Genomic DNA, 22,162 nt, shown 5'->3' with positions numbered 1-22,162 from the left:
AGCCCAATCACAGTATTGTCGAGCCAGTAATGTCACTTATCGATACGCGCACGCCTGAACCGAAACGCTTTATCTCCGGTGCCACCGGCGACTGGGAAGTCGTCATCGGCATGGAAGTCCATGCGCAGGTCACGTCAGAATCGAAGCTGTTTTCCGGTGCTTCCACTTCGTTCGGCGCGGAGCCTAATTCCAATGTCTCTCTGGTGGATGCGGCTATGCCGGGCATGCTGCCGGTGATCAATCTGGAATGCGTCAAGCAGGCGGTTCGCACGGGTATCGGACTCAATGCTCAAATCAATCTGAAGTCGGTTTTCGACCGCAAGAACTATTTCTATCCTGATCTGCCACAGGGTTATCAGATTTCGCAGTTCAAGCAGCCGATCGTTGGCGAAGGCAAGATCATGATTTCGGTCGGCCCGGACAACAAGGGCCAGTTCGAAGACGTGGAGATCGGCATCGAGCGCCTGCATCTGGAACAGGACGCGGGCAAGTCTCTGCACGACCAGCATCCAACCATGTCCTATGTCGACCTGAACCGTTCTGGCGTGGCGCTGATGGAAATCGTTTCCAAGCCGGACCTGCGTTCGTCGGATGAAGCCCGCGCCTATCTGACCAAACTGCGTACGATTGTTCGTTATCTCGGCACTTGCGACGGCAATATGGACGAGGGCTCCATGCGCGCCGACGTGAACGTTTCCGTCCGCCGTCCGGGCGGTGAGTTCGGCACGCGTTGCGAAATCAAGAACGTCAACTCGATCCGCTTTGTCGGTCAGGCGATAGAGTATGAAGCCCGTCGCCAGATTGCCATTCTTGAGGACGGTGGTTCCATCGATCAGGAAACGCGCCTGTTCGATCCGATAAAGGGTGAAACCCGATCCATGCGCTCCAAGGAAGAAGCGCATGATTATCGTTATTTCCCGGATCCAGACCTTCTGCCGCTCGAATTCGATCAGGCATTCGTGGATGCGCTGGCAGCAGATCTGCCGGAACTGCCGGATGTCAAGAAGCAGCGTCTCGTCGAGAAGCAGGGCATCTCGATTTACGATGCATCGATTCTCGTGACCGAGAAGGCCATTGCTGATTATTACGAAGCAGTTGCTGCCGGTCGTGACGGAAAGGCGGCTGCGAACTGGGTCATCAACGATCTTCTTGGCGCGCTGAACAAGGCAGGCAAGGATATCGAGGATTCGCCGGTTAACCCGGAACAGCTCGGCGCGGTTATCGATCTCATCAAGGACGGTACGATTTCCGGCAAGATCGCCAAGGATCTTTTCGAGATCGTCTGGAATGAAGGCGGAGACCCGAAGAAGCTCGTTGAAGAACGTGGCATGAAACAGGTCACCGACACTGGCGCCATCGAAAAAGCTGTCGATGACATCATCGCTGCCAACCCTGAAAAGGTCGAGCAGGCGAAGGCCAAGCCGACACTGGCTGGCTGGTTCGTCGGCCAGGTCATGAAGGCAACGGGCGGCAAGGCCAACCCGCAGTCTGTCAATGAACTGGTCAAGGCCAAGCTCGGGATCGAAGAGTAATGTGGGTCAGAAGCGCGACAGAGGCTGATCTCAAGGCAGTGAACGAGCTGCTTGTAGCGACCTGGCACGCGACCTTCGATGACATTCTTGGGCGGGAAATGGTTGACGCCATTACCGCCCAATGGCACAGCATTGCTGTGCTGAAAGCCAATCTGAAAAAACCTTATTCGGAGTTCATCGTCGCCGATAATGGCGAAGGTGGCATCGACGGAATGGCTTTTGCGAGCCAAGCCGAAGAAGGCAAGGCTTTGCTGCATCAGCTATATGTTCGCCCCGACACACAGGTGCAGGGTATCGGGACGATGCTTCTTGCCGAAATCGAGATGGCTTTTCCTGACGTGCGAACGATGAAGCTTGAAGTGATCGAGAGAAACACCAAGGCGGTAAATTTCTACGAGCGCAAAGGCTATACCAAAGTCGGTCGTAATGAGGATTGGGGCGATCCCAATTGCAAGGAACCTGTGCTGGTAATGGAAAAGTCGCTCGAGGGCTGGAGTGTGTAAAGCATGTCTCCCCAAAGTGGGAACCGGTTTGGGGATCAAGACATGTGAGAATATAATGGCCTGAAACGCGTAGCGCTTTAGGCTCTTCATACTCTTGTGACAGCGGCAACTTGACCCTTGCCATGGCCGGGCGATAGGGCCATAAGCAAGAAAACCCGGTGGTTTCGATCACCTGTGGCAATGATGGATCTGGAATAGGTCATGAAGAAATTTATTACGCAAGTTTTCACCTGGTGGAACGGCCAGACGCTCGGCACACGGTTTCATACGTGGCGCAAGGGTGAGCGCGTCGGTGAAGATGAGTTCGGCAATATCTATTATCAGGGCGGCAAGGACTCCGAAGGTCGCACGCGCCGCTGGGTAATCTTCAATGGCTATGCGGAAGCAAGCGCTATTCCTTCCGGTTGGCATGGCTGGATGCATCATCGCGTCGACACGCCGCCTTCCAAGGAAGATTACAAGCCACGTGACTGGCAGAAACCGCATCTGCAGAATCTGACTGGTTCTCCGCTGGCTTATCGTCCGAAGGGTGCTATCGCTCGTCCGGGCACGGAACCTGCGGAACGTCCGCGCGTGACTGGCGAGTACGATGCCTGGACGCCCGGCAATTGATAATCGGTTCTGATTTTTGTCCGGCGCGTTAATTCGCGCCGGATTTCTTATATGCCCGCCCTTTTTACGCGAGAGCGGAAAAGGTTTGAGGATAGACGGCTTGCTTCGCAGCAACGACTGCATTGCGACTTGCGACAGGGCAACGAATCGTCACATTTCATGCTTAGGAATTGTTCCGGCTTAATTAAAACCCTTTGGATGCGGATCTCCGTTTTGACGAAGCAATCTCACGGCGCGGCTGGCAACGGAAAAAACTCGATCAAAAGAGCAGTTCAAATTGCCCTGATTTCGTTCATGACGTCCACCAGCACTTTTCAGGCAGCCATGGCCGAGCGCATCACCAATCCGGTTGCTGAGTTCTCAGGTCTCGATAAAGTCACCGGACGCATCACGACATTCGACGTCTATATCAATGAAACTGTCCAGTTCGGCGCCCTTCAGGTAACGCCGAAAGTTTGCTACTCGCGCACCGAGAACGAAGCGCCGCGCACGGATGGTTTTGTGGAAGTCGATGAGATCACGCTGGATCGCAAGATACGCCGTATTTTCACCGGTTGGATGTTCGCCGATAGTCCGGGTCTCAACGCTGTTGAACATCCAATCTATGACGTTTGGCTGAAAGACTGCAAACAGAAGTCGGAAGTACCACCGCCAGATCAGCGTAACTAGGTTCTATCCGGTCAGAAACGCGCGATTCCATCCAGAGCGTTTTCCAGCAGCTTCTCATATTTTTTCCGTGGAACTTCGACAGCGCCGAATCTTTCAAGATGCGGCGTTGTGAACTGCGTATCGAGAAGCACGAAACCTTGCCTGACCAGATGCTGGACCAAATAGGCGAGGCAAACCTTCGACGCATCCCGTTTGCGCGTGAACATGCTTTCGCCGAAAAAGGCGCGTCCCAGTGTTACACCGTAAAGCCCGCCGACGAGCTGGCCGTCGTTCCAGGCTTCAACCGTGTGGCAATGTCCAATCTCGAACAATTTCTTATAGGATTCGCGGATGGGGCCATTGATCCATGTGCGCGCGCGTTCTCCGGTTCCGCTGGCGCAACCATCAATTACGCCATCGAAATCGCTGTCGAGCCTTATGTCAAAAATGCCCTGACGGATGGTCTTCTGGAGGCTTTTCGGCAGATGGAAGCCATCAAGCGGGATAATGCCGCGCTTCTCAGGGCGAACCCAGAAGACCTCGGGATCGTCGGCTTCTTCGGCCATGGGAAATACTCCCGTGGCATAGGCCCGCAGGAGCAGCTCCGGTTCGATTGAATAGTCGTCCGGGGATACTCCTGCGGTCACTTTCGTCAGGCGCTTTCGCTCTTGGTTTTCTTGGCCAGATATTTTTCCAGCCAATGAATGTCATATTCGCCGTTCGCAATGTCCTGATTGGCGATCAGATCCTGGAAAAGCGGAAGGGTGGTTTTCACACCATCGACCACGAACTCATCCAGTGCGCGGCGCAGGCGCATCATGCATTCCACGCGATTGCGACCGTGTACGATAAGCTTGCCGATAAGGCTGTCGTAGTAAGGCGGAATGCGATAGCCGGAATAGACGCCCGAATCCACGCGGATACCAAGGCCACCTGGCGTATGATAATGCGTGATCAGGCCCGGCGAAGGCGCAAATGTCAGCGGGTCTTCGGCGTTGATACGGCATTCGATGGCGTGGCCGGAGAACCGGATATCCTTCTGCTTTACCGATAGGCCAAGACCGGCGGCAACGCGAATCTGTTCGTGAACAAGATCGATGCCCGTGATGGCTTCCGTGATCGGATGTTCCACCTGAAGACGTGTGTTCATTTCGATGAAATAGAACTCGCCGTCTTCATAAAGGAATTCGATCGTTCCCGCACCGCGATAGCCCAGCTCCGCACAGGCATTGGCGCAAACCATACCAATCTTGTCGCGTGCTTCAGCATTGAGTGCCGGTGAATTGGCTTCTTCCCAAACCTTCTGGTGACGGCGCTGCAACGAGCAGTCACGTTCACCCAGATGGATGGCATTGCCTGCACCATCGCCCATGACCTGAACTTCGATGTGGCGCGGTTTTTCGAGATATTTCTCGATATAGACTGCGTCATCACCGAATGCCGCTGCGGCTTCGGAGCGAGCCGTTGCAAGAGCGATGGAGAGTTCTTCCTCGCTGCGGGCGACCTTCATACCGCGTCCACCACCACCGGACGAAGCCTTGATGATGACCGGGTAGCCGATTTCCTCCGCGATGCGAGCCGCTTCCACGTCGTCCGTCACGCCACCATCAGAACCAGGGACGACTGGAATGCCGAGGCGCTTTGCAGTGCGCTTGGCTTCGATCTTGTCGCCCATGATGCGGATATGCGAAGCGGTGGGACCGATGAAGGTTATGCCGTGCGCTTCAAGAATTTCCGCGAACTTGGCGTTTTCCGACAGGAAGCCGTAACCCGGATGGATTGCGTCGGCACCGGTGATTTCGCAAGCCGCTACGATCTGATGAATATTCAGATAGCTGTCGCGCGATGGCGGTGGGCCGATGCAGACGCTTTCGTCCGCCAGCCGTACATGCATCGCGTCGGCGTCTGCCGTGGAGTGAACGGCGACGGTCTTGATGCCCAGTTCCTTACAAGCCCTGAGCACGCGAAGAGCGATTTCGCCACGATTGGCTATGAGTATCTTTTGAAACATTGCGCTTTGCTGCCCGTTCATTGAATAAGCCGTAATCTTCTGTCTTATTCGATTATGACGAGCGGCTCACCGAATTCAACCGGCTGAGCGTCTTCGATGAGAATGGCCTTGACCGTACCGGCACGTGGAGCTGGAATCTGGTTCATGGTCTTCATGGCTTCGATGATGAGAAGGGTCTGACCTTCCTTCACCTGCGCACCGACCTCGATAAAGTTGCGAGCGCCTGGAGCCGGAGCAAGATAGGCGGTGCCAACCATTGGCGACGGAACGGCATTCTTGGATAGCTCAGCCTTTGTCGGTTCAGCAGCAGCAACTGGTGCGGCCGGAACGGCAGCAACAGGAGCTGCTGCTTGCATCACGGTTGCTGCGGCCTGAACCGTGACCTTGCGCGAAACGCGGATACGCAGATCACCGTGTTCCACTTCGATATCGGTCAGGTCGGTTTCATTGAGAATGTCCGCGAGGTCGCGGATCGTTTCCTTGTCGATGACGGAATTTTTGCTGGACATATCAGGCCCCTTTAACGCTTTGCCCGTTGTTTTCTTCTTCTTTGGCAATTGCCGCAAGCGCGCGCAGACCGAGCAGATATCCTTCCGCGCCAAAGCCGCAAATAACGCCTTTGGCGACTGCGGATACATAGGAGTGATGCCGGAAGGCCTCACGCGCATGAATGTTCGAAAGATGCACTTCCACGACCGTTACCTTGGCCGAGCGGATCGCATCATGAATAGCAACCGAAGTGTGGCTGTAGGCGGCAGGATTGATGAGGACATAGGCGTTTTTGTCGCCAGCCTCCTGAATCCAGGTCACCAGATCGCCTTCGTAATTGGACTGACGGAAATCGACATCAAGTCCAAGTTGTTCGGCCTCACGCTTGCAGTCCGCCTCGATATTATCGAGCGTTGCAACACCGTATATCCCCGGTTCTCGTTTGCCGAGAAGGTTGAGATTGGGGCCGTTCAAAACAAAAACTGTTTTTGCCATATCCGTCCGCGACTGATAACGCATTTACCACGAAATTTCGGTACACTTCGCATTTCATATAGAGGGCTTGGACGCAAGTCGAAACCCTCTAAATCATTGCAGATGTTTTGCCGAACCGGTTTTTCCCGCTATTCTTTGCAAAATAGGCGGATAGTACGGCAGTTTCTTTGCTCGCAACACAAACATTGGAGGCCATGGCTTAAACTGTTTCACAAAAGCGAACAGTCAAGCCATCGCGAAACTGCTTATTTTTTTGCCGCAGCGCGTGCTGCCGCGATTCTCTCTACCAAACCATCAGCGCCGATTGCCCCAGGCACCAGTTCATCTCCGATGATGTAGGATGGCGTGCCGGTAATGTTGAGCTGCTGTGCCAACTGATAGGTCTGTTGGAAAGCGCCCGTAATTGCCGAGTCCTTCATCTTTTCACGGAGCCGCGCTTCATCGGCACCCAGTTTTACGGCATCGGCGATGGCAGAATCTTCCGTCGCACGTTCCTGCGCACCCAGCAGCACTTCATGGAATTCAGCATATTTTTCCGGCATCAGTGCTTTGAAAGCCTGCGCCACAATATGCGCCTTGGCGGAATCTGGTCCGAGAATCGGAAATTCCTTCAAGACAAACCGCACGTTCTTGTCGGTTTTCAGGATCGCTTCCATGTCGGGCAGGGCCCGTTTGCAATAGCCACAGTTGTAGTCGAAGAACTCGTAGACTGTCACATCACCGTCGGGATTGCCAAAGACGGCATCATGCTTGGGATCGAAAAGGGAGCTGCGATTGGCAGCCAGTACCTGCTTGATCTGTTCCTGCGCCGCGTGTGCCTGCTTGGTTTCCAGCGCGCTTTGTACCTCCAGCATCAATTCGGGATTCTGGATGAGATAGTTGCGCACGACATTCTCAATAGCTTGCTGGTTCATTGCTGCGGGAGCAGCGGGGCTTTCTACAGCAGTCGAAACTTGCCGGGCGGTACCTGCATAGTAACCCACTGCAAGTGCAGCGATGCCCACGATGCCGCTGGCAACCGTTATGGAAACTATGTTCTTCATTCCAAAAATCCTATCTGTCTTGAATGCCGGCAGCAGGTGCGAACGGCTGTCCTACTTGCTTTTCTTGGCATTGATTATGTCTTGCGCACGAAGCCATTCGGGTGAACGGGGTTTCATCTGCTTTTGTGCACGAATGGCGAAGATCTGGGCTTGTTGAAGCTTGCCCGAATAATAGTTCATGTCGGCAGTGGCGAGGTCTGCGAGGGCCATGTCGCCTTGTTGTCCATAAGCCTGTGCCAGATAGCCGTAGCCGCCGGGAAACTCTGGATCGGAAGCAATACCTGCCTTGATTTCCTTGATTGCCGTCGGCATGTTTGCCTTGGCCCCTGTCAACATCATCGCGCGCCCATAGCTCATGCGCAGCAACGGCGACTTGCGCGGATCGAGCGAAACGGCCTTCTGGAAAGCCTTTGCCGCTCCCGCTGCGTCATTGGCTTTTAGCAAGACTTCACCGCGCATTTCCTGGAAATACGGGTTCTTCGGCTGTTCCTTGATCAATGCATCGAATTTCGGCAATGCGGCACGGGCCGAGCCGTTCAGGTAAGTGGTGATGGCATTGCCATAACGTGCCGGCAGACCACCGGGATTGCTGCGGAACATGCGCTGCAATGCACCCATATTGCCGGAATAGGCCGCAATCTTCGCCCGAGCCATGTCGTGGCGCATCTGCAGGGCTGGAGAATCGGTCTTGTTGAAATAAGGGCTCTTTCTCGCGAGCTCCTCAAGGTTCGAAATTCGCTCACGGGGAAGCGGGTGGCTGATGCGATATTGGTCGATCTGCGTCCCGGTAAGCGACAGAGCGGATGCGAAGCGTTCGAAAGTATTGAGCATGCCCTTGGTCGATTGTCCTGTGGCATTGAGATAGTTCACGGCAAGGCGATCGGCGGTCATTTCTTCAGTGCGCTGATAGTTGAGTACGCTGCGCATGGCGATTTCGCTTGAGCCCATGGCAATGCCCGCTCCGGCGCCTGCCGCATTGCCGCTGCCGCTTGCAGCACCGGCAACGCCAGCTCCTACACCAAGCAGCATGCCGATGATCGCCATATTGCGGGCGCGGCTGAGCTGTTGACGCAAGCGCTCCTGGTGTCCGCCCGCGAGATGTCCTGATTCGTGCGCAATCACGCCGATGATTTCATTGGGCGTTTCGGCCTGCATGATCGCGCCTGTATTGATGAAAATACGGCGTCCATCGACGAAGGCGTTGAAGCTTTGTGAATTGACCAGAATGACTCGAACGCCACGACCGCCCAGGCCAGCCACCTTGAGGATCGGCGCGGCATAATCGGCAACAAGTGCCTCGATTTCCGCATCCCGAACGATAGGCACGCCACCGCCGCGCGATTGAGCGAATGCAGGCAGGACACTGGTAACAGCTATGGACAGTGCGGCCACTGTAGCGACCGAGCGGCGAACTAAACCTTGGAAAGAAAATCTTCTGGCTGGGAAAGGTGCAGTCATCGTCCCCATCGTGCTGTTCTTCCTTCTTGAAACCGGCGCGAATCTTATAACCTTTGCATTCAATCACCGATAGGCGGAGCGGCGGGATAATCTCCAAATCGGGATTTGGTCGTATTTTCTCGATAGGTGCTGTTGCTTTAGCAATCCGGCGATTATACGGCGGGTGTAGAAAGCGACACTCGCAATTTTCTGGAGGTAAAGTTGGTCACTCTTTCCAGCCGCAGCGCGGTCGAGCCCTTCCATGCCATGGACGTTTTGGCGGAGGCTAACCGTCGCCGCGCAGCCGGGCATCCAATCATTTCCATGGCGGTAGGACAGCCTGCCGACCCGGCGCCCGAAATCGTTCGACAAGCGGCAGAGCGTGCTTTGAAAGACGGTCGCATCGGTTATACCGATGCTCTCGGGCTGATTGAATTGAGAGAGGCGATTGCTTCCCATTATGCCGACCACTACGGTGTTTCGGTCTCGCCGGAGCGAATTGCTGTTACCACAGGTTCATCCGCCGCCTTCAATCTGGCCTTCCTGGTCTATTTCGATCCGGGCGACAGGGTTGCTATTACACGTCCAGGCTATCCTGCCTATCGCAATATATTGACGGCGCTTGGCCTTGAAGTCGTGGAAATACCGACCGGCAATGGAACATCGGCATCGCTGACTGCTGAAGCGCTTGAGGCGGCACATTCTGAAAAGCCTTTGAAGGGCGTATTGTTTGCGAGCCCCGCCAATCCCACCGGCGCGGTCATAGACAAACCGGAACTGAAAGCGATTATAAATACAGCCCGCGATCTGGGCATCCGGGTTATTTCGGATGAAATCTATCACAGGCTTTCCTATGAAACGGATGATGTCACTGCATTGGAGATTTCCAACGATGTGACAGTCATCAACTCATTCTCCAAATATTATTGCATGACCGGCTGGCGTATCGGCTGGATGGTTCTGCCCGAGAGCGATATTCGCGCTATCGAGCGACTGAGCCAAAGCCTTTACATCTCCGCGCCGGAGCTTTCACAGCGTGCTGCCATCGAAGCTTTTCATGCAACGATGGAACTGGAGCGGGTGAAGGATCGCTATCGTCAGAACCGGCTTATCCTGCTTGACCACCTTCCGCGCGTGGGTCTTAACCTGGCTGCACCGATGGACGGTGCATTCTATGCCTATTGTGACGTCTCGCGTTTCACCAATGACAGCATGGAATTTGCTCGCCGTATGATTGCTGAAATCAACATCGCGGCGACGCCTGGGCGCGATTTCGACCCGCTGGATGGACACCGCACAATGCGCTTTTCCTATGCTGGCAAGATCGAGGAAATGGAAGAGGCTGTCCGCAGGCTGGAAAACTGGCTGCCACAACAGAAAGCCTGAATCTGTTCGGCTTCTGAAAACATCGATCTCCGTTAGAGCGCGTTTCGATCCGATTGAATCAGGTCGGCGCTCCAAATACTTGTTTTAACGCGCATCTTTTACGAGAACCGTTTCACACTTTCGGGATGCGCTCTAAAAGATAAAAAAACCGGCGTTTCCGCCGGTTTTTTCATTTCAAGCGTGACGCGGTGCTTAGAAGAAGCCCTTCTTCTGCCACCAGCCTGCGCGTTTGGGCTTTTGCTCTTCGCTCTCGCTCGAGGTCACAACAGGCTCAGCGCTTTTCTGCGGTTCGGCAACAGTTGCTACCTCTGCTTCGGCCAATACCGTTTCTTCGACTTCAACAATCGGTTTGGCAGCAGCTCTACGGGTACGCCGCTTTGGCTTTTCCGTTTCCGCTTCCGGCTCATCGGCGACTGCTACTGGTTCAACAGGAGCCTCTTCTTCAGTCGCCTTCTTGCGAGCGCGGGTCTTACGGGCCGGTTTGGCAGGCTTTTCCTCTACCTCAACGGCAACCACTTCCTCAGCCACTTCTTCAGTCTTTGCAGACTTGCGAGCACGCGTCTTGCGAGCGGGCTTGGTGGGCTTTTCCTCCACTGCCGTTTCGACGACGGGAACAGCCGCTTCAGTGACATCGGCTGCAACTTCTTCAGCAACAGTTTCTTCGACCTTTACAGGCAGAACCGGCGTATATCCGACGAACTCAGGATCAGGAACCTTACGCGCACGGGGTTCGTCATCACGACGATTCTTCCGCCCGCCACGGCGACCGCGGCGGCGCTTCTTGCGGCGATCTTCTTCGCTCAATGAAGCATTCGAAGATGTTTCCTGAGATTCATCGGCATCATCGTCTTCGTCGGAAACTTCATCCGACTCGGAATCGGTCGTTGCTGGCTGTTCCTGGTTATCGCGATCGCGTCCACCGCGACGACGACGACGGCGACGACGCTTGTGGTCAGCTTCATTACCGCGATCTTCACGAACCTGAATCTCAGCCGTCGTTTCTTCTTCGGCTTCGTCCTCATCAACCGGGACTTCCGGATCTTCGATGTCGTCCTCGATATAGGCCATCGGCTGCACCGGAGGCTGGGTTATAGGCCGAGTGGACGGCGCACCCTTGTCGATGACGAAATGCTGGTGGCCGACACTTTCATCGGCGTCAATGCTGATCGTTGCACCGAAGCGTCCTTCCAGATCGGCAAGAAGCTGGCGCTTGTGATTGAGAACATAAAGCGCCGATGCAGCCGGTGTGCGGACGTGAATGTCGAAACCGGAATGACGCAGCAGATAATCCTCGATACCGCGAATGATATGCAACGCCATGGAGGAATCCGAGCGGATATGGCCAGTGCCACCGCAATGCTGGCAGACCTGCATCGTGCTTTCAAGTACCGATGCACGGATACGCTGGCGCGACATTTCCAGGAGGCCGAAATGCGAGATGCGGCCTACCTGAATGCGGGCACGGTCATCTTTCAGGCAGTCCTTCATCTTCTTTTCGACGGCGCGATTGTTGCGCTTTTCTTCCATGTCGATGAAGTCGACGACGATCAGGCCGGCAAGGTCGCGCAGGCGTAGCTGGCGCGCAACTTCTTCGGCAGCTTCGAGATTGGTCTGGAGCGCTGTGTCTTCAATCGAATGTTCGCGCGTCGAACGGCCCGAGTTGACGTCGATCGCGACAAGCGCTTCCGTCTGATTGATGATCAGATAACCGCCCGATTTAAGCGTGACCTGCGGCAGCAGCATGCGGTCAAGCTGTGCTTCAACCCCGTTACGCGTAAAGATGGGAACCTGTTCACGATACGGTTGAACAACCTTTGCATGGCTCGGCATGAGCATGCGCATGAAGTCTTTGGCCTCGCGGTAACCGTTTTCGCCGGAAACGAGGATTTCCGAGATGTCCTTGTTGTAGAGGTCACGGATCGACCGCTTGATCAAGCTACCTTCCTCGTAGACGAGGGCAGGAGCTGTCGATTGCAGCGTCAGCGTGCGCACATTTTCCCAAAGACGCATCAGGTATTCATAGTCGCGCTTGACTTCGGCCTTTGTGCGGTTTGCACCGGCCGTACGCAGGATCACACCCATGCCCTGCGGCACTTCGAGTTCCTTGACGATTTCCTTCAGACGCTTGCGATCCTGTGGATTGGTGATCTTGCGCGAAATGCCGCCACCGCGCGCGGTGTTTGGCATCAGCACCGAATAGCGTCCGGCAAGCGAGAGATAGGTCGTGAGAGCTGCGCCCTTGTTGCCGCGCTCTTCCTTGACCACCTGCACCAGAATAATCTGGCGACGCTTGATAACTTCCTGAATGTTGTACTGGCGACGATTGGTGCGGGAATGCGTTGGAAGCTCTTCAAGAGCATCTTCCGAGCCGACCGACTCGACCATATCCTCTTCATTCTCGACTTCGTCTTCGTCGCCGTTTTCGACGGCCTCGGAGATCACGTCGCTTTTCTGCGAGAGGGCAATAGCCGGTGTGCCCGGCACGTAGTTTTTAAAATCCGGGCCAACAGGCTCAGCCGCTGGCAATTCCTTGTCGGAAGCATTGGCTTGCGCTTCACCAGTCTGGCCATCACGACGACCGCGACGACGGTTGCGACGCGAACGATCATTTCGTTCGGTGCGTTCGCTCTTGGCGCGTGGTTCGTCTTCATCGTCTTCGGCGCGTGCAGCTTTTGCTTCCGCTTCAAGCAGAGCGAGACGATCTGCTACCGGAATCTGGTAGTAGTCAGGATGGATTTCCGAGAATGCGAGGAAACCATGACGATTGCCGCCATATTCCACGAACGCAGCCTGAAGCGAAGGTTCGACGCGGGTGACGCGTGCGAGATAGATATTGCCTTTGAGCTGCTTCTTGTGTTCCGACTCAAAGTCGAATTCTTCAATCTTGTTGCCCCGAGTAACGATAACCCGGGTCTCCTCCGGGTGGGAGGCATCTATAAGCATTTTGTTGGACATTATTGTCTTTCCTGCCGGCGCCAAGACGCAAAACGCGTACGCCGGACAAAACCCTGAGGGCTGCCGTGCTCACTGCGTTGCATCTGCCGGATGATTCTGGGTTCGTCGGAATAAAAGCTGCTGCCTCCGCGCGCGACGGCCTCGTGGCGATCACGGTCTTCAGGCTCGCAATGGTCAGTCTTGCTTGACCCATAGCTGTTCCGAACGAAACGACCTCATATATGACCCGGAAAAGCCGGGCCGACCTCTTTGCTCTTTTCGAGCGTTGGCGACAGCGCGTAAAGATGCGCAGTCGGCCGATAGAAACGGAGGGCGGGGGAGCCACATCTCCGCTGAATTCTGTGCCGGTTATCGAGGGCGGCGAATGAATATGCCGCTGTTTTCACTATCATTACTTGCGGTTCGTTTTGAGAACCGGCAAACGATTCTGATAGTTCACCCATAACCTTCCATAGCTTTTATGGCGTCGTTTGAACGATGACAAGTGCGAATATCAATTGACATTCGTATCGCAATTTCGCCGAAAGCTGAGTATAGGACCTATTCACGGTCGAAATACGGCTGGAAATCCTTCATTAACTGTAGTTCTGTACGAGTGTTTTAATGGGTATTCGGGCGAGATGGTGCAGGGGCAAGCGTGCCGGTATCGCGATTTTTGATACCAGTCATTCAATGATGTTCTTGATTGTGGCGGCTGATGCATTTTCGAAGCGTTGAAAACGCTATGACACGATTGCCGAGTGCAAGATGCCTCCTGGCATTGATCGCTCTTTTGCCGGTTTTGCTGTTCCAAACCGCATCTGTCTTCGCTGCCGATCGCATCATTTCTCCAATATCTGCGCTGACCTTCCGTATGGCCGGCGATGATTTGCGAACGCGCATCGTCGTCATGTTCGATCGGGAACCAAAACTCTCGACCTTGCTTCTCGATAATCCGCATCGCCTCGTCGTCGATTTGCCTGAAACACGCTTTGGTTTCGATGAAAAAAGTCTGGAAGCCCGAGGGCTCGTATCTCGTGTTCGCTATGGACTCGTCGGCAAGGGCCGTTCACGTCTGATCTTGACATTGCGCGGTCCCTTCAAGGTCGAGGATCTTCGCGTTCTGAAAAATGAGAGTGAATCGGGTTACCGTTTGGTGGCCGATGTCGTTGCCACTTCGGATCGGGAGTTTGCGGAACAATTGAAAGGCCGCGAGGAAATAACGAGCTCGACGGACCGTGGTGGAAAGCCCATTCAGGCTGCATCGCCGAATGCGTCTGCCGCGCGCCCGTTTACCGTTATGATCGATCCTGGTCACGGCGGTATCGACAGCGGAGCCGAAAGCCTCAGTGGTATCAAGGAAAAAGATCTGACGCTCGCTTTCGGGCAGGAACTGCGAGATCGTCTGGCGCAGGAAAGCAACATCAAAGTTCTGATGACCCGCGCTGATGATACTTTTCTGCGACTGTCCGAACGGGTGCGGATTGCTCGCCAGCATGAGGCGGATCTGTTTATTTCTATCCATGCAGATACGATCAACCAGCACGATATTCGCGGTGCGACTGTCTACACAATTTCCGATAAGGCATCGGACTCTGTCGCGCGTGCCATGGCTGAGCGTGAAAACAAGTCGGATAGTCTGGCCGGAGCTGCACCAGAAGAGCAGCCCGAGGTGACCGATATTCTTCTCGATCTGACGCGACGTGAAACGCATACATTCTCGCTGAGTTTTGCCGAGAAGGTGATACATTCCCTGCAAGGGCAGGTGAACCTCATCAATAATCCGCATCGTTTCGCCGGTTTCCAGGTGCTACGCGCGCCGGATGTGCCATCCGTTCTGATCGAAATCGGGTATCTGTCCAACGCCGAGGATGAAAAGCTGATCAGTAACCCAGAATGGCGCAAGAGGCTTGCGGATCGGTTGGCGATTGCGATCAAGGCTTTCGAAACGTTGAAGCATCCGGCAAGCATGAGCAAAGGGTAGGGAACCGGAAAGTGGATCTGTCCGCTTGGTGTTGAATGCGCTTCAGCTTATAAGATGCATGCTTGCAACAGTTTTGTGGATTTTCGTCATGCGGACGAAAGTGACAGCGTTAAATTGGTAAAAACGCGTAAACCATCTTGCCTTTGACTCATTTGCTGGTCACTAAGCCAGTGGTTGCTATACGGCAAAATTGGGTTAAAGGGTTGGCTGTTCGTGCTTTGACCCTTATCATGTGAATAATCTGAAGGCAGGATTCCGCATTTATGGTAAGGCTTATCGGATATTTCTTCGGGATCGGAACGGTGCTGATGCTCCTCGTGGCAGGTGGCGTCGCCCTTTACGTCGGAAGTCTCACGAAGGATTTGCCAGATTACGAGGTGCTCGCAAAATACGAGCCGCCGGTAATGACGCGCGTTCACGCCTCCGATGGTAGCCTCATGGCAGAGTTTGCCCGTGAGCGCCGTCTTTATATTCCCATTCAGGCTGTTCCGAACCGCGTCAAAGCGGCTTTCGTTTCGGCTGAAGACAAGACCTTCTACGAACATCATGGTCTCGACTTCGCGGGTCTTGCTCGCGCCATGATAACCAACGTCAAGAATATGGGTTCCGGTCGCCGTCCGGTTGGCGCATCTACTATCACTCAGCAGGTCGCAAAAAACTTCCTTCTGACGTCGAAGCAGACCTATGATCGCAAGATCAAGGAAGCCATTCTCGCTATGCGCATCGAGCAGGCCTACTCCAAGGACCGTATTCTCGAACTTTACCTCAATGAAATCTTCTTCGGTCTTGGTTCATACGGTATCGCCAGCGCGGCACTGACATATTTCGACAAATCGGTCGGCGAGCTTTCTATCGCTGAAAGCGCATATCTTGCAGCTTTGCCTAAAGGCCCGAACAATTATCATCCGTTCCGCCAGCCAGAGCGCGCCATCGAGCGCCGCAACTGGGTGATCGATCGAATGGGCGAAAACGGCTACATCACCGCCGAAGAAGCCGCCGAAGCCAAAAAGCAGCCGCTCGGTGTCAAGGAACGTTCGGACGCCCATTATGTGTTTGCGTCGGAATATTTCACCGAGGAAGTGCGTCGCCAGATCATCCAGAAATACGGTGTCGATGCGCTTTATGAAGGTGGTCTTTCTGTTCGCACAACACTGAATCCAACCCTTCAGGTTGAAGCGCGCAAGTCCTTGCAGGCGGCACTGCTTCGCTATGATGAAGCACGCGGTTGGCGCGGACCGATGAAGAATGTCGAGCTTGGCAACGATTGGGGCGCAGCATTCGGTGATATGCAGTCCTACTCGGATGTGCCGGAATGGCAGCTCGCCATTGTGCTCAATGTTTCTGCTGCAGGCGCGGATATCGGACTGCAGCCGCCGCTTGAGGCATCAGGTTCCCGCAGCAAGGAACGCAAGCGCGCGTTCATCGCTGCCGATGATATGAAGTGGGCGATGCGCGTCGTGAATATCGGTGGCAAGCGTACCAGCGCGAAGTCGCCGGAAGGTGTTCTGAAGGCGGGCGACATCGTCTATGTCTCCAAGGAGGGCGATTCCCGCTATCGTCTCCAGCAGCCGCCGAAGCTTGAGGGCGCGCTTGTCGCCATGGACCCGCATACGGGCCGCGTTTTGGCCATGGTCGGCGGATTCTCTTACGCGGAATCGGAATTTAACCGCGCGACGCAGGCCTATCGCCAGCCAGGTTCCTCATTCAAGCCGTTCGTTTATGCTGCGGCTCTCGATAACGGCTATACACCTGCTTCCGTGGTTCTGGATGGTCCGCTGGAAGTCAATCAAGGTGGTTCGCTCGGTGTCTGGGCGCCGAAGAATTATTCCGGCAAGTTCTCCGGCCCGTCCACGTTGCGTTACGGTATCGAACAGTCGCGCAATGTGATGACGGTGCGTCTGGCGCAGGACATGGGCATGAAGCTTGTGGCTGAATATGCCGAACGCTTCGGTATTTACGACAAGATGCTGCCTGTTCTTTCGATGGCGCTTGGTGCGGGCGAAACAACTGTTCTGCGCATGGTGACTGCCTATTCCATCATGGCGAATGGGGGGCAAAGCATAACCCCGTCGATGATCGACCGTATTCAGGATCGCTATGGCAAGACCGTCTTCAAGCACGACGCGCGCCAGTGCGAGGGCTGCAATGCGCAGGATTGGGCCAATCAGGATGAGCCGACGTTGATCGATAATCGCGATCAGGTGCTCGACCCCATGACCGCCTATCAGATCACGTCGATGATGGAAGGTGTCGTTCAGCGCGGTACGGCACAGATTTTGAAGAGCCTCGATCGTCCAATGGCCGGCAAGACCGGTACGACGAATGACGAGAAGGATGCCTGGTTCGTAGGCTTTACTCCTGATCTCGTGGTCGGCGTTTTCATGGGTTACGACACGCCCACGCCACTTGGTCGTGGCAATACCGGTGGCGGTCTGGCAGCCCCAGTGTTCAAGTCCTTTATGGAACAAGCTCTGGCCGGCACGCCGAAGGTGGATTTCCGCGTGCCTGAAGGCATGACCGTTATCGCGATCAACCGCAAGACCGGCATGCGTGCAAATCCCGGCGATCCGAACGTCATCATGGAAGCCTTCAAGCCGGGTACAGGCCCGTCTGACAGCTATTCGGTCATTGGCATGGATTCGTTCCGTGAAGGTTCACCGGTTGCGCCACAGTCGCCGCAGGCAACCCGTGCGATCAACTCCGGTTCCGGCGGACTTTACTGATCGGGAAAAGCAGGGCTTTACCCTTTACACCGCGCTGCGTGCTTACTATGGTCCGCGGCGCCTGGACCGACCGTCCATGCCCGAAAGCCTGAGCCTCATAACCGACCGGCTCAGCTTCTCAGATGAAATAGACTGATATTGAAGGAACGATTTGCCCATGCGCGCGGAAATCGAGACGCTGGTTGACGAAATCAAGCAGGCCATAAGCCTGCTGAGGAGGCATCTTTGACTGGGATCAGGCGATAAAACGTCTCGGCTATCTCAATCAGAAAGCCGAAGATCCCACGTTGTGGAATGATGCCCAGGAAGCCCAGAAGCTGATGCGCGAGCGCCAGCAACTGGAAGACAGCATCAATGGCATCAATCAACTTACTCAGACGCTGAAAGATAGCATCGAACTCATCGCCATGGGCGAGGAGGAAGGTGACAAGTCGATCATCGAGGACGCGGAAAATACCATCCGTGAGCTGAAGGTCGAGATTGATCGTCGCCAGATCGACATGCTGCTGTCGGGCGAAGCCGACGCGAACGATACCTATATCGAAGTGCATGCCGGTGCTGGCGGCACGGAAAGTCAGGATTGGGCGTCGATGCTGTTGCGCATGTATACGCGCTGGGCGGAACGCAGCGGCCGCAAGGTCGAAGTGATGGAAGTGCATGATGGCGAAGAAGCGGGCATCAAGTCCGCAACCATTCTCGTCAAGGGGCACAATTCATACGGCATGATGAAGACAGAATCGGGCGTCCATCGCCTGGTCCGCATCTCACCTTATGACTCCAACGCTCGCCGCCACACGTCCTTCGCCAGCATCTGGGTCTACCCTGTGATCGATGACAATATCGATGTACAGGTTACGGAAGCCGATGTTCGCATCGATACCTACCGCGCTTCGGGTGCGGGCGGCCAGCACGTCAACACCACTGATTCAGCAGTGCGTATCACGCATATCGCGACTGGAATCGTGGTGCAGTGTCAGGCGGAACGCTCACAGCACAAGAACCGGGAAAAGGCATGGTCGATGCTGCGCGCACGCCTCTATGAAGAGGAATTGAAAAAGCGCGAAGAAGCGACGGATGCGGCGAATGCCACCAAGACCGAAATCGGTTGGGGGCATCAGATTCGCTCCTACGTCCTGCAGCCTTATCAGCTCGTCAAGGATTTGCGCACCGGCGTCGAAAGCACCAACCCGCAGGAAGTGCTGGATGGTTCCGTTACGCCATTTATGGAAGCCGCACTTGCCCACCGTATTCAGGGCGGCGGCGAAATGGTCGACGACATCGACTGATCAATCGTAAATACACGTGCATAGAAAAAAAACCCGGCTTCTGGCCGGGTTTTTTCGTTTCAGGAATTCAAAGTAATGGCTCGATCTGTTTGCCCGCTTTGAGAAAATTGACAGGATTGACCGCGCGCCCGTTTTCACGGACTTCATAATGCAGGTGACTGCCAGTCGAGCGTCCGGAACTTCCTGCTTCACCCACAATGGTTCCGGCAGCGACATGCTGCCCATCGCGTACAACAACGCGACTGAGATGAGCGAAACGAGTCGAAAATCCATTGCCGTGGTCGATCTCGACCATATTACCGTATCCACCGAAACGGCCTGCCTTCGTGACCTTGCCTGCTGCGGTGGATTTCACCGACTGTCCATAGGCTGCACGGAAGTCAATACCGGAGTGGAACGCGGCCGTTCCGAGAAACGGATCACGGCGCACACCGAACAGGCTTGTTACGGGCTTGTCCGGTGCAGGATTGGCAAGGGGTAGGGCACTCACACGTTTGCGTACCTGATCGAGCCGATCAAGGGCGCTATCAAGGTTACGCAACTGCATATCGAAATCATTGATCACAGTTCCGGGTGACGAAACCGGAATAAGCGGTCCACCCATCGCTATCGCAGCATTGTGCGGCGTTTCGATCCGCAATCCAGCGGCATTCAAAGTATCGATAATGCTGTCGGCCTTTTCATAAGCAGCATCTGCCAGCACCCGCACCTTGCCGTTCTGTTCGCTCTCGATGCGATGAAGGTTCTGGGTGATGGTGGCCAGTATCTTGTCGGAGGTCTCTAGTGTCGATTCACCCGAAAGCCCACCTGAGAGACGCAACCCTATCGAACCAGCGTCGGCCCGACGGTCAGGCTTTTCAGCGAGAGATTTTCCGGACACAGGCCCGGTGATGATCGGGTCTATACCCGGAAAATCGTGTCCTGCCAGAGCCTCGTCGGGGATAAGCTGACTATGCTTTTCCAGATCCGGTGCGTTCTCCGTTGGCATTTCCGGCATCGGCTGCAATTGCGAAGCTCGTTCAAGCAAGGGAGCAAGTTTTCCGTCACGCGCACTCAACGTCTGTTGACGCTGCATCAATTCGGCAACCTTGTTCTCCATCACCTGCTGATCGAGCATTTGTCGACTGGTAATGCGGTCAACCTCGGTGCGAAGCGCGGAAATGCGATCTTCATAAAGCTGCTGGTTACGCGCATGACGCGCAATGCCAGCGCTCATCAGGTCGTCACGCAGCACGAGATAAGCAGTCGCTCCAAGATACCCTGCCGAAAGCGCCAGAAAAGCTGCACCACCAAGGGCTGCCATCCAGGGGCGAAAGGTGAAATGGCTGATCTTTTCACCGCGCGCAATAATGAGGACGGGCAGTTCCTTGCGCTCTCCGAACACCTTTTTTGTCGATGTTTTCGCCTGCTTCCCAGTCATGCCAGCCGCATGCCCCTTCTCGATTCCCTAGCTTGATTACAACTTATTAGGGTTAACAGACCTTTACATTTGAGGCTTGCGCGGACCATGCGACCGGGTTTGTTTTCAGCAAGGAAGCTTTTGAGGGAGCGACTAGATCGATACCGGCGATAGAGAGCGGTAGAAGGACGGCGTCAATCCTGCTTCGGCGCGCGCCAGTTCATTGAACGGCGGTTTGAGGTCGCCACGGAAATTGGCACGAACCAGTTCGCGAAACCTCGCGGCAGGATCGATTTTGTTCTGCGCGCAGAAGAATCGGAACCATTTGGCCCCCACGGCAACATGCGTTTTCTCATCATTGTAGATGACGTCGAGGATCGCAGCGGTTTCATGGTCACTAGTCTCGATCATCTTCTCGAGCAGAGACGGCGTCACATCCAGCCCGCGCGCCTCAAGAATAAGCGGCACGACAGCGAGACGAGCTTCAAGGTCGTTGCGGGTTTGGTGCGCCGATTGCCAAAGTCCGTCATGAGCAGGCATGTCGCCATAGTCTGCGCCGAGCGACTTGAGACGGTCGCGCAACAACGTGAAATGGCGGGCTTCATCGTCGGCGACTTTCATCCAGCCATCGAAGAAACTGCGCGGTATGGGTTTGGCGGCAAACCGGGCAATGATGTCGAGCGCAAGATCAATGGCATTCAGCTCGATATGGGCGAGTGCATGCATGAGCGCAATACGCCCATGCTCCGTGTGGAGCGAGCGCTTCTTCATCATGCGCGGCGGCACAAGCTCCGGCTTGGCCGGGCGCCCCGGACGGTCTGGCAACGGTGGATCAAGCGGGCTGCGCACCGAAAGCGTACGTCCGAACCAGCGATGAGCGGTCTCTCGTGTCAGCCTGACTTTTTCATCCAGATCACAGGTAGATATGGCGCGAATGGCGTTGCCGCGCAGCGTCTGCTCGTATGATGTTTTGTTTGGCATCGTTCAGAGCGCACGAGCGGCTTCAAGCACTTGTTCGGCGTGACCGGCGACTTTCACCTTGTTCCAGATGCGAGCGATGTGCCCATCCGCATCGATCAGGAAGGTCGTGCGTTCCACACCCATATATTTGCGACCATACATGCTCTTTTCGACCCACACGCCATAGGCTTCAAGCGCCACACGGTCTTCATCGGCAGCAAGATCAACAGTCAGGTCGTGCTTCTTGCGAAATTTTGCGTGTTTTACTGCGCTGTCGGGAGAAAGACCGATGACACGAACTCCGATCTTGTCGAAATCCGGTTTCAACTGAGAGAAAGCAATCGCTTCCTTGGTGCAGCCGGAAGTATCGTCTTTCGGATAGAAATAGATGACGACTGGCTTACCTCTGAGAGATGACAGGGAGATTTCGCCATTATCCGAAGGCAGAGTGAAATCGGGTGCTGGATCGCCAACCTGGGGATGAGCCATATCTGCGCCTTTCTTTTATGGATTAGGATGGAAATCACCTGTTACAGTCTGAGCTATCGCATTCAGGCAAGGCTTGTGCAACCATTGATGTCAGCGTCTTCGTGATGTCGGAGGATAGGCGCACGGTTGCCGGTGTAAACACATGGAACGGGTTGGAAGTCGTTGTAAAACATATAATTACGGTTACTTAATGAAGTAAATTCTAAGGGACCGTTTGGTATGGCACTCTTT

The 22,162-nt window shown here is 54.9% G+C and carries 19 protein-coding genes; 9 read left to right on the top strand and 10 right to left on the bottom strand.

Annotation, left to right across the window (positions count from 1 at the left end):
- The first annotated feature begins 29 nt into the window (after window positions 1-29).
- The 4 genes from gatB to ACYSN1_RS01805 all read left to right on the top strand — a co-directional run bounded on the left by gatB (window position 30) and on the right by ACYSN1_RS01805 (window position 3,316).
- Window positions 30-1,532, top strand: a complete 1,503-nt coding sequence (gatB, locus tag ACYSN1_RS01820) for an Asp-tRNA(Asn)/Glu-tRNA(Gln) amidotransferase subunit GatB (protein ID WP_461724164.1) — start codon at window positions 30-32, stop codon at window positions 1,530-1,532.
- Complete coding sequence (locus tag ACYSN1_RS01815; RefSeq protein ID WP_461724163.1) at window positions 1,532-2,035, top strand: GNAT family N-acetyltransferase; 504 nt, start codon at window positions 1,532-1,534, stop codon at window positions 2,033-2,035. The genes gatB and ACYSN1_RS01815 overlap by 1 nt, the downstream gene beginning before the upstream one ends.
- A gap of 201 nt (window positions 2,036-2,236) precedes the next feature.
- On the top strand, window positions 2,237-2,647 hold the full coding sequence (locus ACYSN1_RS01810; protein WP_461724162.1) for an NADH:ubiquinone oxidoreductase subunit NDUFA12: 411 nt from the start codon (window positions 2,237-2,239) through the stop codon (window positions 2,645-2,647).
- A gap of 198 nt (window positions 2,648-2,845) precedes the next feature.
- Window positions 2,846-3,316: a DUF2155 domain-containing protein gene (locus ACYSN1_RS01805; protein WP_461725253.1), complete on the top strand. Its 471-nt coding sequence runs from the start codon at window positions 2,846-2,848 to the stop codon at window positions 3,314-3,316.
- Between the two features lie 11 nt (window positions 3,317-3,327).
- On the opposite strand, the gene aat is transcribed toward ACYSN1_RS01805, so the two are convergent.
- The 6 genes from aat to ACYSN1_RS01775 form a co-directional block, all read right to left on the bottom strand.
- Complete coding sequence (gene aat, locus ACYSN1_RS01800; RefSeq protein ID WP_461725252.1) at window positions 3,328-3,897, bottom strand: leucyl/phenylalanyl-tRNA--protein transferase; 570 nt, start codon at window positions 3,895-3,897, stop codon at window positions 3,328-3,330.
- Between the two features lie 50 nt (window positions 3,898-3,947).
- Window positions 3,948-5,306, bottom strand: a complete 1,359-nt coding sequence (gene accC / locus ACYSN1_RS01795) for an acetyl-CoA carboxylase biotin carboxylase subunit (protein WP_461724161.1) — start codon at window positions 5,304-5,306, stop codon at window positions 3,948-3,950.
- 44 nt (window positions 5,307-5,350) lie between these two features.
- Window positions 5,351-5,815, bottom strand: a complete 465-nt coding sequence (gene accB, locus ACYSN1_RS01790) for an acetyl-CoA carboxylase biotin carboxyl carrier protein (protein WP_461724160.1) — start codon at window positions 5,813-5,815, stop codon at window positions 5,351-5,353.
- Between the two features lies 1 nt (window position 5,816).
- Window positions 5,817-6,290, bottom strand: coding sequence for a type II 3-dehydroquinate dehydratase (gene aroQ, locus ACYSN1_RS01785; protein WP_151557977.1), 474 nt, complete (start codon window positions 6,288-6,290; stop codon window positions 5,817-5,819).
- A gap of 245 nt (window positions 6,291-6,535) precedes the next feature.
- Window positions 6,536-7,333, bottom strand: coding sequence for a DsbA family protein (locus ACYSN1_RS01780; protein ID WP_461724159.1), 798 nt, complete (start codon window positions 7,331-7,333; stop codon window positions 6,536-6,538).
- A 51-nt stretch (window positions 7,334-7,384) separates the two neighbouring features.
- Entirely contained in the window at window positions 7,385-8,800 is a 1,416-nt protein-coding gene (locus tag ACYSN1_RS01775) for a M48 family metalloprotease (RefSeq protein ID WP_461724158.1), read from the bottom strand.
- Between the two features lie 192 nt (window positions 8,801-8,992).
- On the opposite strand from ACYSN1_RS01775, the gene ACYSN1_RS01770 reads away from it, so the two are divergent.
- Complete coding sequence (locus ACYSN1_RS01770) at window positions 8,993-10,156, top strand: pyridoxal phosphate-dependent aminotransferase (RefSeq protein WP_461724157.1); 1,164 nt, start codon at window positions 8,993-8,995, stop codon at window positions 10,154-10,156.
- A 192-nt stretch (window positions 10,157-10,348) separates the two neighbouring features.
- Here the strand turns inward: ACYSN1_RS01770 and ACYSN1_RS01765 are convergent, their stop codons facing one another.
- Window positions 10,349-13,111, bottom strand: a complete 2,763-nt coding sequence (locus ACYSN1_RS01765; protein WP_461724156.1) for an Rne/Rng family ribonuclease — start codon at window positions 13,109-13,111, stop codon at window positions 10,349-10,351.
- 2 nt (window positions 13,112-13,113) lie between these two features.
- Here ACYSN1_RS01765 and ACYSN1_RS01760 point away from each other — a divergent pair, with 2 nt between their 5' ends.
- From ACYSN1_RS01760 to prfB, 4 genes are all read left to right on the top strand, one after another.
- Window positions 13,114-13,299 carry a hypothetical protein gene (locus tag ACYSN1_RS01760; RefSeq protein WP_461724155.1) on the top strand — a complete coding sequence of 62 codons (186 nt, stop codon included), beginning with the start codon at window positions 13,114-13,116 and terminating at the stop codon, window positions 13,297-13,299.
- 536 nt (window positions 13,300-13,835) lie between these two features.
- The gene (locus tag ACYSN1_RS01755) at window positions 13,836-15,074 is read left to right on the top strand and encodes an N-acetylmuramoyl-L-alanine amidase (protein ID WP_461724154.1); all 1,239 of its coding nucleotides are present in this window, start codon (window positions 13,836-13,838) and stop codon (window positions 15,072-15,074) included.
- A 263-nt stretch (window positions 15,075-15,337) separates the two neighbouring features.
- Entirely contained in the window at window positions 15,338-17,797 is a 2,460-nt protein-coding gene (locus ACYSN1_RS01750; protein ID WP_461724153.1) for a penicillin-binding protein 1A, read from the top strand.
- A 157-nt stretch (window positions 17,798-17,954) separates the two neighbouring features.
- Window positions 17,955-19,083 (top strand): peptide chain release factor 2 gene (gene prfB / locus ACYSN1_RS01745; RefSeq protein WP_461724152.1). Its coding sequence is split into 2 segments (ribosomal slippage): window positions 17,955-18,023 and window positions 18,025-19,083, totalling 1,128 coding nucleotides; the frame shifts between segments, so codons are not numbered across the junction.
- Window positions 19,084-19,150: 67 nt separating this feature from the next.
- Here the strand turns inward: prfB and ACYSN1_RS01740 are convergent.
- From ACYSN1_RS01740 to ACYSN1_RS01730, 3 genes are all read right to left on the bottom strand, one after another.
- Window positions 19,151-20,503, bottom strand: coding sequence for a M23 family metallopeptidase (locus tag ACYSN1_RS01740; RefSeq protein WP_461724151.1), 1,353 nt, complete (start codon window positions 20,501-20,503; stop codon window positions 19,151-19,153).
- A 132-nt stretch (window positions 20,504-20,635) separates the two neighbouring features.
- Complete coding sequence (locus ACYSN1_RS01735; protein WP_461724150.1) at window positions 20,636-21,463, bottom strand: ferritin-like domain-containing protein; 828 nt, start codon at window positions 21,461-21,463, stop codon at window positions 20,636-20,638.
- 3 nt (window positions 21,464-21,466) lie between these two features.
- Complete coding sequence (locus tag ACYSN1_RS01730; RefSeq protein ID WP_461724149.1) at window positions 21,467-21,931, bottom strand: peroxiredoxin; 465 nt, start codon at window positions 21,929-21,931, stop codon at window positions 21,467-21,469.
- Window positions 21,932-22,162: the final 231 nt, after the last annotated feature.

Source organism: Brucella sp. LJL56, assembly GCF_054871705.1.
This window is presented reverse-complemented; position numbering and strand designations above follow the sequence as displayed.